The 14,276-nt window shown below is 45.5% G+C and carries 13 protein-coding genes; 8 read left to right on the top strand and 5 right to left on the bottom strand.

What is annotated here, in order from left to right:
* Positions 1 to 124 precede the first annotated feature (124 nt).
* From OJ16_RS06350 to OJ16_RS06340, 3 genes are all read left to right on the top strand, one after another.
* Complete coding sequence (locus OJ16_RS06350; protein WP_040988500.1) at positions 125 to 1,567, top strand: DUF2867 domain-containing protein; 1,443 nt, start codon at positions 125 to 127, stop codon at positions 1,565 to 1,567.
* A 325-nt stretch (positions 1,568 to 1,892) separates the two neighbouring features.
* On the top strand, positions 1,893 to 2,402 hold the full coding sequence (locus OJ16_RS06345; RefSeq protein ID WP_040988498.1) for a VOC family protein: 510 nt from the start codon (positions 1,893 to 1,895) through the stop codon (positions 2,400 to 2,402).
* Between the two features lie 180 nt (positions 2,403 to 2,582).
* Positions 2,583 to 3,281 carry a glutathione S-transferase gene (locus OJ16_RS06340; RefSeq protein ID WP_082030218.1) on the top strand — a complete coding sequence of 233 codons (699 nt, stop codon included), beginning with the start codon at positions 2,583 to 2,585 and terminating at the stop codon, positions 3,279 to 3,281.
* Between the two features lie 93 nt (positions 3,282 to 3,374).
* Here OJ16_RS06340 and OJ16_RS06335 read toward each other — a convergent pair whose 3' ends face one another.
* The 3 genes from OJ16_RS06335 to rsuA all read right to left on the bottom strand — a co-directional run bounded on the left by OJ16_RS06335 (position 3,375) and on the right by rsuA (position 6,185).
* Positions 3,375 to 4,040, bottom strand: coding sequence for a DUF2913 family protein (locus OJ16_RS06335; protein WP_040988497.1), 666 nt, complete (start codon positions 4,038 to 4,040; stop codon positions 3,375 to 3,377).
* Positions 4,040 to 5,242, bottom strand: a complete 1,203-nt coding sequence (locus OJ16_RS06330; RefSeq protein ID WP_040988495.1) for a Bcr/CflA family multidrug efflux MFS transporter — start codon at positions 5,240 to 5,242, stop codon at positions 4,040 to 4,042. Before OJ16_RS06330 ends, OJ16_RS06335 begins: the two co-directional genes overlap by 1 nt.
* Before the next feature lie 211 nt (positions 5,243 to 5,453).
* Positions 5,454 to 6,185, bottom strand: a complete 732-nt coding sequence (rsuA, locus tag OJ16_RS06325; protein ID WP_040988493.1) for a 16S rRNA pseudouridine(516) synthase RsuA — start codon at positions 6,183 to 6,185, stop codon at positions 5,454 to 5,456.
* A gap of 73 nt (positions 6,186 to 6,258) precedes the next feature.
* Here rsuA and OJ16_RS06320 point away from each other — a divergent pair, with 73 nt between their 5' ends.
* From OJ16_RS06320 to OJ16_RS06305, 4 genes are all read left to right on the top strand, one after another.
* Entirely contained in the window at positions 6,259 to 8,007 is a 1,749-nt protein-coding gene (locus OJ16_RS06320) for a DEAD/DEAH box helicase (RefSeq protein ID WP_040988491.1), read from the top strand.
* Between the two features lie 103 nt (positions 8,008 to 8,110).
* The gene (locus OJ16_RS06315; protein WP_040988488.1) at positions 8,111 to 8,539 is read left to right on the top strand and encodes a PepSY domain-containing protein; all 429 of its coding nucleotides are present in this window, start codon (positions 8,111 to 8,113) and stop codon (positions 8,537 to 8,539) included.
* Positions 8,540 to 8,543: 4 nt separating this feature from the next.
* Positions 8,544 to 9,203 (top strand): response regulator transcription factor, encoded by a 660-nt coding sequence (locus OJ16_RS06310; protein ID WP_040988486.1) that lies wholly within the window; start codon positions 8,544 to 8,546, stop codon positions 9,201 to 9,203.
* Entirely contained in the window at positions 9,193 to 10,533 is a 1,341-nt protein-coding gene (locus tag OJ16_RS06305) for an ATP-binding protein (RefSeq protein WP_040988484.1), read from the top strand. Before OJ16_RS06310 ends, OJ16_RS06305 begins: the two co-directional genes overlap by 11 nt.
* A 132-nt stretch (positions 10,534 to 10,665) precedes the next feature.
* Here the strand turns inward: OJ16_RS06305 and OJ16_RS06300 are convergent, their stop codons facing one another.
* A complete protein-coding gene (locus OJ16_RS06300; protein WP_040988482.1) occupies positions 10,666 to 11,859 on the bottom strand; it encodes a sugar efflux transporter in 1,194 nt (397 codons plus the stop codon).
* 191 nt (positions 11,860 to 12,050) lie between these two features.
* Here OJ16_RS06300 and OJ16_RS06295 point away from each other — a divergent pair, with 191 nt between their 5' ends.
* Positions 12,051 to 12,938 (top strand): AraC family transcriptional regulator, encoded by an 888-nt coding sequence (locus OJ16_RS06295; RefSeq protein WP_040988481.1) that lies wholly within the window; start codon positions 12,051 to 12,053, stop codon positions 12,936 to 12,938.
* Between the two features lie 36 nt (positions 12,939 to 12,974).
* Here the strand turns inward: OJ16_RS06295 and OJ16_RS06290 are convergent, their stop codons facing one another.
* Complete coding sequence (locus OJ16_RS06290) at positions 12,975 to 14,276, bottom strand: LssY C-terminal domain-containing protein (RefSeq protein WP_040988479.1); 1,302 nt, start codon at positions 14,274 to 14,276, stop codon at positions 12,975 to 12,977.

Here is a 14,276-nt window from a genome sequence, read left to right as displayed (position 1 = left end):
ACGTCATACCGCGATGGAAAGTCATATTTCCCTATAGTGGCATTGCCAATTGAGTTGCTCATTATATACTCAATGAAAAACAAACAGATATCTTTACCTAGCGTTTGAAAGAGTGGGAAGGCTTATGAAAAAAGTACTGGTACTCGGTGCCTCTGGCTATATTGGTTCACAGTTGCTGATAAAGCTGTGCGACCAAGGTTACGATGTCACGGCGGCAGCCCGACAAATTGATTACCTGCGCGCTCGCACACCAGAACGGCCGAACCTAACACTTTGCTATCTTGACCTTGCGGATGCCGAAGCAACTAAAGCACTCGTGCCTACCTTTGATATTGTCTATTTCTTAGTGCATGGCATGGCTCAAGGGCATGACTTTATTGACTATGAAATCGCTCTTGCCGAAAACTTCACAGCCGCACTGGCGATCAGCCATGTCGAACAGGTCATTTACCTCAGTGCCATCCAACCGCAAACCGGAAATTCAGAGCATTTGCTCGCGCGTAAAATGACCGGCGAGATATTGCGAACAAGCCATGTGCCAATCACCGAAATACGCGCAGGCGTCATTATTGGCCCAGGCTCAGCGGCCTTTGAGATTATGCGTGACTTTGTTTATAACCTGCCCGTACTGATCACGCCAAAATGGGTTGACTCCAAAGCCAACCCTATCGCCTTAGAAAACCTCAATTATTACTTACTCCAATTAGCAGAAAACCCAAGTGGAGAACATCAGCTTTATGAAGCCGGTGGGCCTGATTTACTTTCCTATCGTGAACAATTTAGAGTCATTTGCCAAGCGAGCCACCAGCCGTACCGCCTCTACGCCACCGCACTCTTAACCCCGAAAATGGCGTCATACTGGTTAGGAATGGTGACATCCGTTCCGGCGACCATTGGAGCGGCGTTGTTAGCCGGGTTAGAACACGATTTTATTGCCGATTCATCAGCACTCGAAAACCGCTTTCCTCAACCAATGATCACATTTGAAACCATGGTAAAGACCAGCATTGAACAGGAAGGGAAATTTGTACGCAGCAATGTTTGGGGGTTTGATCCCGCGGCATTGAATCGCTGGCAAGCCGGCTACGGTTATTACCCCAAACAAACCGGAGCCAGCATTGAAACCGATTTGAGCGCTGAACAACTCTGGCAAGTGGTGAAAACGTTAGGCAACCGGCAAGACCCTTATTTCTTCGCCAACGCACTATGGCGCACTCGCGAATGGCTGGATATTTTTTTTGGCGGAGGCAAGCCCCTTCGTCGTTCACCTGAAGGGCCTGAGCTCAAAATCGGGGATCATATTGATTCTTGGAAAGTCATCCGCTGTGAACAAAATCAGTTTCTATCACTGCTATTTGGTATGCAAGGCCCTGGATTAGGTCGATTGGAGTTCTCAATCACCGACCAAGGGGACACTCGTCTACTTAACATCACGGCATGGTGGCACCCACAAGGCTTTAAAGGACTGCTTTATTGGTTTGCGATGATGCCTGCTCATCTTTTTATCTTTAAAGGGATGGTGAAAGCCATCGTCAGGAAAGCGAATCAGTCATTAGAATCGAAGTAACAGCACAGTAACAGTAGCAGTAATGGCAATAGAGAAAGCTCTCGCTAACGAATAGCGACTGAACTTGAAAAATAACGTATCGACCTCTAGGCAACGGGCGTTGTCTAGCATGGTCGGAAAACCACCCCAAAAAACTCATAACGTAAAATTATCATTTGAATAATTTATGATAATTTTTATTAATTGCCGCGCCTCCCTATACTCTCCTCATCGAAACAAGGAACGCACATTAAGGGCTTTGATTGTTCAATACTTTCAAGCGACTAAATATGTTCGTTTCCGACACTAAACACAGCACGATAAATGATTGCGATTGGAGCAGATTATGAAAATGAGTCATATTGGTATTATGGTCAGTGACATGGCTAAAGCGGTTGAGTTTTACACCAAAGCGCTTGGTTTACGTATCGTCATGGACAATACACCCGTAATAGAAGAGCGTGAAACCGCGATTGGCCGCATGTGTATCGAGGTTTTTGGTGAAGGCTTTAAAGGCTTTAACATCGCTCACCTTGTGACAGAAGATGGTGTTGGCTTCGAATTATTTGAAATGGTTGATCATCAAGAGCGCCACCGCGTCGATTTTTCTCGCATTGGTTTATTCCACTTCTCTCTACAAAGTGATGACTTTGAAGGCGTGATTGAACGTGTTCAACAATATGGTGGCAAAACACGTATGGACATCATGCGTTACCACCCAGAAGATGACAACAAGCCAGCAAAAATGGTTTACCTAGAAGACCCGTTTGGCACACTGTTTGAGCTTTACTCGCACACTTACGAAGAAACTTACTCGCACACTTACGAAGAAACTTACTCGTCAGATTACGAATAATCTCTCGTGATTCATAAGGATTGGCCCCAAGCCAATCCTTATTTGTTTGGATGCTTCTCGCATAACGCTCTACGGCTGAAAACGATTGCGTAATTAACGATTATTTATGGCTCAAAAAGCTGTTGAGTCACCGCTAAACGTATTAGGCTTATATCAAGCTTTCAAGCGAGCATGACAAGGATGATCACAAACAAAACACTGCCGATACTCTACTCACTGCAAAACTGCCCTTATGCGATGCGGGCGCGCATTGCGTTGTTCAAAGCAAATCAACCCGTCTTGATTCGAGCGATCAAGCTCAATAATAAACCGCCAGAAATGTTACTCGCTTCGCCTAAAGGTAGCGTGCCCGTTTTAGTTGTTGAAACTGAGGATGAGCCTAGACCTGTGATGATCATTGAAGAGAGCCTAGAAGTGATGCTGTGGGCATTTTCACAACGCGATGACGATAACCTATTACGCAGTAACGATCCTGACGCATTACCAAGCATGGTGAGTTTGATTGCCCGGTTTGAATCCGACTTTATCCCTGCCTTTAACGCGTATAGCTGTGCGAAACGCTACCATGAAGACAACCTACTGCAATGCCGCCAAGCATGCGAAGCGCACTTAATTGAACTAGAAGCACGATTAACTCAGCATCATTTTTTGTTCGCCGAGCAAGAAAGCTTGGTCGATATCGCGTTACTGCCCTTTCTGCGTAAATTTGCCCGTATCGAAAAGCAATGGTTTAGACAAAGCCCTTACCCGAAATTACGCCAGTGGCTAAACCGTTACTTGCAAAGCCGTATGTTTTCAAAGGTCATGGAAAAGCATGAGTTATGGCTCGATAATCACCGACCGATCTACTTTGCTCATGACACGAATCACCGCTGTTAGCGGATCGACCATGTGTTCCCTTATTGCCGAGAGAATACAAAAAGAGCTTCCCTTGGGAAGCTCTTAAATACGCATAACCTTACATTCGTAACATTATTTGCTGACAACAAAACTGCTTGGGATTTCCGCCAACTGGGTTCCCAAGTTGTTTGGGAAGACAATATATTCGCCGTGATATTTCACGTTCGATTTATAGTCCGTCACTTTATGCAGCATAAAGCCTGCGTTCGCCGCCAATTCAATGAATTTCGCGTGATTACCGCGTACAAACCAGTTCATCGGTTTCACCATTAACTCGCCATCAAAGCAGCTATCGCATTGCTCTGTACATAAGGCGAATGAATTTTGACCTTCAATGAAAATTTGTACTTTACCCACGCCAATCAGAGGCTCAGAGGTTGAAACCTCCCAATCGTTCTCTTCCATAAAGTCGAGAAACTCATTGATCTGGCTGTCTTTTATTGCTTTCGATTCTTCACCAATAGGGAAAAATTCCGCATAAAAACCAGAGATTCGCTCAAACGTCGCCATCAAGTTAGAGGCATTGCCCTTTGTGCGACCTTCTTTCTGCCAACGAGTCAGATCAGCCACTACGCAGCGATGAAATCGTTGAGCTTTTAATGCTTTGGTCACCCAGCGAATTAAAAAGTTGTTATTTGCAACCGGTGCATTTGCCAACTTTTTTGCTTGGTGCTCAGCGTGGATCTCTTCCAACGCTGCATTAACTAACCTTTGAATCTCAACTGTATATTCAGCCATTAAGCCTTTCTTCCGTATAACCAATAAAATGCGGCAGATAACAGTGAACATGCCGTCATTACGACTATCATCGGCCATGCTACGCCGTTAGGCAATGCAGCAACAATCGCACCAATGATAGAACCAATACCAAAACGCAACGTACCCGCCAATGAAGACGCCGTACCAGCCATTGTTGGGTAACCACTCAGTAATAAGCCCATTGAGTTACTACCGATGGTCGAGATTGTGCCAATAAAGAGCACAACAAAAACCACAATGCCCCACAGCCCAAGATCCATCGTCCACGCGATAAACAAACCAATACCGGCAAACAACTGAACCCAAAGACCAAAGCGCAACATCGCGTGAGAGCCCACTTTTTTCACCAATCGGCCATTGATGCTGGTCATAATGATCATCGCAACAATGTTCAAACCAAATAGGTAGCCAAACTGATCCGGTCTCACCCCATAAATATCAATATAGACGAATGAGCCGCCCGTTAAGAAAGCAAACATACCCGCAAACGAAAACGCGCCTGAAAGCACTAAGCCCATCGCAACAGGGTTACGACACAAACGCACGTAATTACGCAGCGTGGTGGCAATGCGCAAAGGCTGGCGATTTTCTGTCGGTAACGTTTCAGGAATTTTCCATAATACTAAAACGATAACGATGGCAGCAAACGCAGCCAACACCCAGAAAATAGAACGCCAACCAAACCAAATCGCTAAATAGCCACCGATCATTGGGGCGATTAGTGGTGCGATGGTGATCACCAAGGTAACAAACGACATCGCACGAGCAAAATCTTCTCGATCAAACATATCACGTACAACGGCTTGAATAACCACAGCCGCCGCCGCGCCAGCAAAACCTTGCGCGGTACGAACCCAGGTTAACGCATCAATGCCATTGGTTGTCGCGCTGACCACAGACGCAATGCCAAACAGCACCACGCCTAAAATTAAGACCGGTCGACGTCCAAAACTGTCCGCCAGCGGACCATGAAAAAGCTGGCCAATAGCAAAACCTGCAGTATAAGCCGTTAAAGTGATCTGTACTTCCCCAGCCCCCACACCCAAATCACGGGCAATGGTTGGCATGGCAGGCAAATACATATCAATGGCAAGCGGTGTTAACGCGCCAATCGCACCCAATACAAGAAAGAGAATAAAATTGATTTGTGGGGCATTGGATTGTGAAGCAGTGGCAGACATACGTCTCCTAGTCAGTTGCGATTGCGTTGCAGCGCTCCTTGCTACAACCAAACAGAGTTTGAGACAAACCTATCCTTAGGGTATCCGGTCTATCGTCGTTGAAATTAGCGCAAAAGACTACTTCCTAGTAGGAAATAAATAATTTCCTACTATGTTTATTATTTCTCAATAGGAAGCGTATGCAACTGACTATCAACTGCTCAACGAGCAATTATTTCCAAATAGAATCAATTTCTTCTTGGGTTAAATCGCGGTATTCGCCCGGCTCAAGGTTGGCATCCAATACGATGTCGCCAATGCGTTCACGGTGCAATTCATCAACCTTGTTGCCCAATGCGGCAAACATACGTTTAACTTGGTGGTACTTACCTTCTGTGATGGTCAGCAACACTTCGTTGTTTGATGCATCAACAATCTCAAGTTTCGCCGGTGCGGTTAGGCCTTTTTCATTGCGAAGTTCAATACCTTGCGCCAATTTTTCTGCGTAATCATCACCAATCGCATCAGCAAGCAGTACGCGATAGGTTTTTTCACATTTGTGCTTAGGTGCTGTAATACGGTGAGACCATTGGCCGTCATCGGTAATCAGGACTAAACCGGTGGTATCCACATCCAAACGACCAGCAAAATGCAAATCTTCTTTTTTGATGTCACTGATCAACGCCAGTGCCGTTGGATGAGCGCCTTCATCGTGTGAACATACAAAGCCATCTGGCTTAAACAGCATAATGTAACGAGGGCCACGCATTTTAAGCTCGCGCTCTTGCCACATAACCACGTTCTCATTGGTCACTTTGACTGACGTGATCTTACAAACTTGACCATCAATCGTCACTTCGCCACGTTTCACTAGAATCGTCGCTTCTCGGCGTGTCACGCCCAGCGTGTCGCATAAAAATTTGTCTAAACGTGCTTTTTCTTGCTGCACTTTATTTTGAGCCATAGATACCTCATCTCTGTTAGCTGCGCTATTATAGTGCGCCTAAGACAAATAGTTGAGCTATTTCACATAATTTATGTACACCCTTCGCCCCTATCAAGCTGACTCCGTAAAAGCGGTCATCCATTACTTTCGCAAACACACCACTCCAGCGGTCATTGTGCTACCCACTGGGGCAGGTAAAAGCCTCGTGATCGCCGAACTGGCGCGTCTTGCCAAAGGCCGCGTGCTGGTCATGGCACACGTTAAAGAGCTGGTTGAACAAAACCACGCTAAGTACGAAGGTTATGATCTTAAAGGTGCCGTTTTCTCCGCAGGTTTAGGCCGAAAAGAGACCGATCAGCAAGTCGTGTTTGCTTCTGTGCAATCTGTCGTTCGCAATCTGACTGAGTTCAAAGATCAATTTTCACTATTAGTGATTGATGAATGCCACCGCGTACCAGAAGAAAAAACCTCGAGCTACCAAAAGGTCATCACACATCTACGTGAATTAAACCCCGGAATGAAGGTGCTCGGTTTAACCGCGACGCCCTATCGATTGGGTGTCGGTTGGATTTATCAATACCATACCCGCGGTCAAGTACGCAGTGAAGAACCACGTTTCTTCCGCGATTGTATTTTCGAGTTACCGATTCGTTATTTGCTGGATGAAGAGTTCCTCACACCCGCTAAAATGATGGATGCGCCGGTACTCAGTTACGACTTTTCACAGCTGAAACCGGCCAGCACAGGGCGTTATAAAGAAGCGGAAATGGACATGGTCATGGTCATCGATCAAGCCAAACGCGCAACGCCACAAATTGTGCAACAAATCATTCAATTTTCGGCAGAAAAACAAGGCATCATGATCTTTGCGGCCACCGTGCGCCATGCCCAAGAAATCTTCGGCTTGTTGCCACAAGGTCAAACCGCAATCGTGATCGGGGATACCCCAACACCTGAGCGCGATGCCATCATTCAACGTTTTAAACAGCGTGAGATTAAGTTCTTAGTCAATGTCTCCGTTTTGACCACGGGATTTGATGCGCCACACGTTGATCTCATTGCCATTTTGCGTCCAACCGAATCAGTCAGTTTGTATCAACAGATTGTGGGTCGCGGCTTACGCTTGTCTCCAGGAAAAACCGAATGCTTGGTGCTCGACTATGCGGGAAACAGCTACGACTTGTATCAACCAGAGGTGGGTAACCCTAAACCCGATTCAGACAGCGAAATCATCACCATCCCCTGCCCTGCTTGTGGTTTCAACAACAACTTCTGGGGAAAACTCGATAGTAATGGCTTCTTGATTGAGCACTTTGGTCGTCGCTGCCAAGGTTATTTTGAAGACGACGACACCGGTGAGCGTGAACATTGCGGTTACCGTTTCCGCGCTAAATATTGCGGAGAGTGTGGTGCAGACAACGATATTGCTGCGCGCATTTGTCATGAGTGCGATGCGACCTTGGTTGATCCAGACAAAAAGCTTAAAGAAGCGCTCAACCTAAAAGATGCATTGGTGTATGAATGCCTTGAAATGGACTTTAACTTGTTCAAAGATGACAAAGGAAAAAACCAACTCAAAGTCACCTATCGTGGCGAAAATCAAGCCGCGGTCCATGAGTTTTGGTCGCTTAATACACCGAAGCAGAAACAAACATTTTTAGCGCAGTTTGTTCGCCCTCATTTAGCCGATAAACATCGTCCATTTATTGAGTCATCACCCAGTAAAGTGATCGTCAATCAACACCGTTTCCGTCCGCCGCAGTTTGTGATTGCGCGTAAAGTGGGACGTTTTTGGAAAATGCGCGATAAAATATTTGCTGATGAACTCACTGACGGTTAATACTCAAAACAAAAATGAGACATACAGAAGATCTTTGTGATTCACTTTATGTTCATATTGCATTATTTATCCTAGCCACAAGAATTTGCGCAAAGGTAACGCTATGTTTAAAAAATTCATCGTCGGGTTCATCGCGATTGCGAGCTGCGGGTTACTCTCATTACCTAGCCATGCAGCTTGGTACGGTGACGACAATCACCGCAGCAGCAAGCACAATGATGGCCATGCACTGGTGCGTGATGTTGAAAAGCCAGGCGCAAAAATTGAATTCGAAGAAGATCAAGACGAAGTCTACGAAGCGGTGCAGAAAGGCCATATTCGTCCCTTTTCTGAAATGTACGCCGCCGTTGAGCGCGATTTACACGGCCGCATTATCAAAGTTGAATTAGAAGAAGACGATGACATTTGGGTTTATGAGCTCAAAATTAACTACGATAACAACATCATCAAAGTGGAATACAACGCGCAAACGCTGGACATGATCGAAATCCGTGGTAGAAATTTAAAGAAAGCCCTAAAAACAGAAGAATAAAACAATGAAAATATTAGTAGTAGAAGACGAACCACGTCTAGGCGAACAAATTATTGAATCTCTCGAACAAACGGGCTGGGTGCCAGAGCTTTCAACGGATGGTATCGATGCGCTCTATCGTGCTACCTCTGAAGAATGGGATGTGATTGTACTCGATTTAGGCTTACCAAAAATTGACGGCCTCACCGTGCTGAAAGGCATTCGCGATGAAAACATCAATACGCCCGTCGTGATTCTTAGCGCGCGTGACACGCTTACTCAACGCGTTGAAGGCTTAAATGCAGGCGCGGATGACTACCTAACCAAACCTTTTGAAATGGTTGAGTTAACGGCCCGTATTCGCGCGCAACTGCGTCGTGCTTCTGGTAACGCTTCGCCGGTAATGCAAGTCGGTAACCTAAGCCTGGATACCCGCACATCAAAAGTGATGTGGCAAGGTTCGGCTATCAGCCTCACAGCGCTGGAATACAAGGTGGTTGCCTATTTCATGCATAACCCAGAAAAGGTCATTTCACGTACCGAGCTGGTGGAGCATATCTACAAACAAGATTTCGACCGTGATTCCAACACTATCGAAGTGTTCATTGGCCGTATCCGTAAAAAAATTGCACCAAACGTCATCAAAACTGTGCGCGGTTTAGGGTATCAGTTGAATGCCGATTAATAAGCTGCCGTTTATTAAACGACTCAGTCTCAAAAGCCGCCTTGTTCTGGCGGCCGTTGTTTGGCTGACGGCGATGATCATTGCTGCGGGCGTCACCGTCCCCTCGCAAGTCTTTAACTACATGGTGGCCGATACAAAATCTCAGCTTTCCCTATATATGGATGAGATCTCTGGCAACTTAGAGGTTGATAAAGCGGGCCAACTGACGCTTTCTGCGCAACTTTCCGACCCTCGATTTTCTCAGCCGTATAGTGGTCTCTATTGGTATGCCTCAACCGCCGACAACCAATTGCGCTCTCGCTCATTATGGGACAGCAATATTGAGCTGCTCGAGAAAAAAAACGAAGCACTTGGTTCCCGTGGCGAAAAACTGATCTTTGTTCACTCCAATCTCTATTTTCCCGAATACGATGGTCCAATCACTGTCTTAGTGGGCATCGATGAGCAGCCCATCGAAGATACCGTACAAAATCTCATGGGTGAACTTTGGGTGATCCTTGCCCTACTCTACTTTGGTGTTTTAGCCGTCATCTTGATTCAGATTGCATGGTCTTTAAGCCCACTCACCAAAATGCACAAAGAATTAAGCGAGTTACGTAATGGCGATAAAACCAGTTTAAGTGGCGATTATCCGAAAGATATCTCTCCCCTGGTCTCCGATCTCAATGCGTTATTATTCCATTATCAAGAGCTGCTAGAACGCGCGAGGCACCACGCTGGTAATCTTTCTCACGCACTCAAAACACCGCTTTCCGTGCTGAAAAATGAAATCCAGCAGTGTGATACCGAATTAAAAGACAAACTGTTACCCCCTGTAAGCCAGATTCAAACCCAAATTGACTACCATCTTGGGCGCGCTCGCATGGCAGGTTCAAGAAACATTTTGTCCGTGAAGGCCTCACCGACCGAACGAATTGACGCCATTTCGATGGCCTTTGATAAAGTCTATGCCTCGAGAGACATCACTTTAGTCAACGAAATTGACGATGATCTCGAAGTATCCGTTGATCCAACGGATCTGGATGAGATGGTCGGTAACGTACTTGAAAATGGGTACAAATGGGCAAATTCAATCATTCGTGTTCACGCTAAAATGGTCGATAATGATAATGTGAGTCTCATCATTGAAGACGATGGCCCTGGCATTCCTGACGAACAACTCGAACATGTCATAAAAAGAGGGGTTCGTTTAGATGAAACCACCCCGGGTACTGGCCTTGGTCTAAATATTGTCAATGAAATGGTGCATAGCTATCGAGGCAGCCTGTCACTCACGCACAGCCCAATGGGTGGCGTGAAAGCGGTTTTAACCTTAAAGATAAGCCACTAAAGCGAGAATTAGCCGCCCATTTTGGCGCCGAAGCGAAACATATCGTCCCGTTTTAAATCTCAAACTCAGCATCGTAAAAAAGGCTTGTCATTTTATGGCAAGCCTTTGTTTTTATGTGATTAGATTGTCAAATTACGCAACTTGTTGTGACAACTTCATTTTGTCTGCTTTTACTTCATTAAACACAAAATAGCTTAATAGCAGCAGTGAGCATAGCGCTGACGCGAGGCAGATATAAAACGCCCAATAGTAACTGTAAAGTTCACCCACAAACCCCACCGACAGACTGGCAAATAACATACTCACCTGCATCAAATTAGAAAACAAGGTTGACGCCGTCCCTAATCGATCGCGCATCATATCTTGAATCGCCACCATACCCAGCGTCGCGGTCACGCCAATAAAGACACCATTCAATAACTGGATTGAAAGCAATTGCCAGAAATCTCGCACATGCAGCATTGCAACAAAGAACACGCAGCCACTCACTAGCGACAAGGCTAATAACTTCATCGTGCCGAATCTCGCGGCCATTCGACCGACTTTGAGCATAATGGGAATTTCACATAGCGCGGCAAAGCCAAACATATAACCGACCCAACTGGCGTTCACCTTTAGCTCTTGGGTCAGATAAAGAGGCATGCTGGTAACGTATAGGTTATTGGCGCTAAACATAAACACCAACGCCACCGAAAACAAAATGATGGTTGGACTAAACGGCCCTTTACTCTCCTCCCGCCCTTTCTTTTCTTTAATGACGCTGTTTGGCAGATACAAATGAGCCAAAAGAATACTCAGTAACGTTGCAACAGCGGCAGCAGCAAATGATGCGCTAAAGCCAAACGAGGCCTTTAGGATAAAAGCGATCGGCGGCCCTACGACCCAGGCGATGGCTATACCGGCACGCATAATGGCTAAGAATGTGGTGCTGTCTTCAATATGTTCATCGGCATATTCACGCCCGAGCGCAAATAATTGGCCAAATATAGACCCACTCAGGCTGCCAAAGATCACCGCAACCGCGACCGCGACCGCGAGATAATAATCACGAATCACACTAAACGCTAACACCGTGATCAAATAGCAACTTAATGCCACCAACAGCACCGTCTTACGGTTCCAACCTTTGTCAGATTTTACCGCCATAAACTGAGACACCACCACGGCTGCACATATCGATAAAATCATATACACGCTCAACATGGCCGGAGTGGCTCCTAACGCCTCAATAATAAATAGGCTTGATAATGGGTAGAAAAATGAACCACATAACCCGGAAACAAACGTCATAATTAAAAATATCAAGGCGGTTTTTTCCTTGAACATAAACCTCTCCTAACCTGTACAAACTCTTGCTTGATCTGACTAAACTGAATGCCCTCAGTCTACTCAAAATAAATCAAATACATTAATAACTTCCCATCGACTAATGATACTTTCCCCTCATTTTAGGTCTTTTTTTTGACGGATTATACCTAACCAAGTAATCTAACTCGGGTTAGATCAAGGAAGCGCAGATGAAACCAACCATAGAAAATGTATTAAATAACAACCAGTTCAGTTGGCAATTCAAAGAATACCACTGCAAAAATAAAATCGAGCAGTTCTCTTGCCCTTGGCATTACCATTCAGAGTATGAATTGGTGCTCTATCGCGATCCTAACCATGTTTTTCAAGGCACTTGTTTTGCCGGAGACAGTGTGACAAACATTGAGCCCAACAGCCTTTTTTTATTCGGACCCGGATTGCCGCATATGATCTCAGGAACGATCAATGATGATAAAGAGCAAGGCCATTATTCAATGATCCTTTGGTTTCGCCATCAATGGATAGAGTCTTTGATCGATAGCATGCCCGAACTCAAGTTCATCAAAAAATTTCTCAATCATGCGGATCATGGTTTGAAGTTCAGCGCTGAAACCACCGAAAAAATCTTTCATATGCTAAACAACCTCGACGACGACGAGCCTCATCACCAGCTGCTGCGAGTATTGCAATCACTCAGCTTACTGGCTGACGATGTCAACGCCAGCAAGCTCTCTGTCAATCCATATGGGTTACACATCCGAAATAGTGATGAGGAATCGAGCAAACGAATGGAAGCGGCGAAAAACTTCATCGAGCAGCATTATGCTGAATCGATTAAAATAAGTGACTTATGCCGACATTTACACATTAGCGAAAGCTCTGCGTATCGACTTTTTGAACGTCATTTTTTGGCAAGTTTTTCTGAACACTTAAAACGATTTCGTATCGGTAAGGCGTGTGAAATGTTACTTAATTCAGAGTTGTCAGTGGCGCTGATCGCCGAGCAGAGTGGCTTTCAAAATTTATCCAATTTTAATCGCCAATTTAAAACCGTAAAAAACATGACGCCATCAGATTTTAGAGCCCAATACAATTAGACCACTTCATTAAGCGGCCCCATTATATAAAGGGCTCTACTGGCTTGCCTGTTGGCTAATGAGCGCCAAATTCTGATCTTGCACCATTAATACACGGCCATCGGTGAAATATTCATGCTCTTCATCCTGATGACGAGCAGTCAGTAATGGCTGCAGTATCGCACTGTGCTGAGGAAGAAACTCGCCAATTTGCTTGGCTAAACGATCCCGTTCAGAATCCACATTAGGATCGATGCTGTGCAGTACAGTAAAGATGCCGGAATATGGGGTTATTTGTAATCCATTGTCATAACTTAACGCACCAAACCAAATCGGGTGTCTCGTCGCATTATCAATACCCACCTGCCACCAGCGAATGTGGCTACGATGCGTCAAATTACCCGGCAGTTGAAAAGCCATATCTTGTGGCTGCCCCTGCCAAAACAGATCCGACACAGGCGGTGTATGATCTCGAAGCAAACGAACATAGTCTCTTAATTCAATCTCATTACGTGAAAACGTTTTGTTCTCAATCCAGCCCAAAGACGTCATGAGCGTGCGAGGTTGTTCACCGATGTAGACCACGTTGATCGCTTGCGCATCAAAAACGCCCGATTTTCCCGGATACGCTTTAAACAATAATTCACTCGGTTCAACGACTAGATGCTTATAGCGATCATCGACAGGTTGTTTTTGAAAGTCATCGGCAAACCAGAAAAAATGGCTGTAATTCGTCAGCAGCATTAGTGAGAAAACCAATGCGGTTAATTTAGGTAATAAAAAGCGCCAACGCAGCTTTCGGCCCAAGTAAAAGAATACGGCACCGCATAACAACACCAGCAATAGATATTGATGCTCTATAAGGACCGCTTTGGCTTGCGCCAACATAGGAAAACGCTCTATACCGATGGCCAGCAAATACCCCCACATAGCAAACTGACCAACACCGAGTATCACACCAAACAAATCAAACGTGGCAAAACGTGACCATGTCACCTTATGAGTGCCCGCGATAAATGGAACGACCCAAGCAACCGGCCCCAGCAAGCGAGCAAATGCTAAGACATAATTGCCCTTTTTGTATATCAATCGGCGACAGCGAGCGATAGGACGGCGCGTTTTAGGTTGCCAAGCGATCAGTTTTTTCTGTGCTGGCACCCCCACGTACCGACCAATCCAATAGCTGATATGATCACCAAGCAGTGCGCCAAGTAAAACCGCGATTAACCCAGTCCACACCCCTTGTTGTAATTGATAACCCGCGGCGAGTAAAAACGGCTCGCCGGGTACAAACAAGTTGGGACCAATAAGCGCATCAAGCAAAGCGCCAATAAACAGGCTTTGTGCTTCAAACAACAT

This window comes from Vibrio renipiscarius (genome assembly GCF_000827885.1).
Lineage (GTDB): Bacteria > Pseudomonadota > Gammaproteobacteria > Enterobacterales > Vibrionaceae > Vibrio > Vibrio renipiscarius.
The sequence above is the reverse complement of the archived record's forward strand: the minus strand, read 5'-3'. Positions and strand labels throughout refer to the sequence as shown.

What these genes read in the sequence shown, in the direction of transcription:
- OJ16_RS06340 (WP_082030218.1), top strand. Translation starts at nt 2,583, where the DNA reads ATGATCACAAACAAAACACTGCCGATACTCTACTCACTGCAAAACTGC.
- OJ16_RS06350 (WP_040988500.1), top strand. Translation starts at nt 125, where the DNA reads ATGAAAAAAGTACTGGTACTCGGTGCCTCTGGCTATATTGGTTCACAG.
- OJ16_RS06305 (WP_040988484.1), top strand. Translation starts at nt 9,193, where the DNA reads ATGCCGATTAATAAGCTGCCGTTTATTAAACGACTCAGTCTCAAAAGC.
- OJ16_RS06345 (WP_040988498.1), top strand. Translation starts at nt 1,893, where the DNA reads ATGAAAATGAGTCATATTGGTATTATGGTCAGTGACATGGCTAAAGCG.
- OJ16_RS06320 (WP_040988491.1), top strand. Translation starts at nt 6,259, where the DNA reads ATGTACACCCTTCGCCCCTATCAAGCTGACTCCGTAAAAGCGGTCATC.
- OJ16_RS06295 (WP_040988481.1), top strand. Translation starts at nt 12,051, where the DNA reads ATGAAACCAACCATAGAAAATGTATTAAATAACAACCAGTTCAGTTGG.
- OJ16_RS06290 (WP_040988479.1), bottom strand. Translation starts at nt 14,276, where the DNA reads ATGTTGTTTGAAGCACAAAGCCTGTTTATTGGCGCTTTGCTTGATGCG.
- OJ16_RS06315 (WP_040988488.1), top strand. Translation starts at nt 8,111, where the DNA reads ATGTTTAAAAAATTCATCGTCGGGTTCATCGCGATTGCGAGCTGCGGG.
- OJ16_RS06310 (WP_040988486.1), top strand. Translation starts at nt 8,544, where the DNA reads ATGAAAATATTAGTAGTAGAAGACGAACCACGTCTAGGCGAACAAATT.
- OJ16_RS06300 (WP_040988482.1), bottom strand. Translation starts at nt 11,859, where the DNA reads ATGTTCAAGGAAAAAACCGCCTTGATATTTTTAATTATGACGTTTGTT.
- rsuA (WP_040988493.1), bottom strand. Translation starts at nt 6,185, where the DNA reads ATGGCTCAAAATAAAGTGCAGCAAGAAAAAGCACGTTTAGACAAATTT.
- OJ16_RS06335 (WP_040988497.1), bottom strand. Translation starts at nt 4,040, where the DNA reads ATGGCTGAATATACAGTTGAGATTCAAAGGTTAGTTAATGCAGCGTTG.
- OJ16_RS06330 (WP_040988495.1), bottom strand. Translation starts at nt 5,242, where the DNA reads ATGTCTGCCACTGCTTCACAATCCAATGCCCCACAAATCAATTTTATT.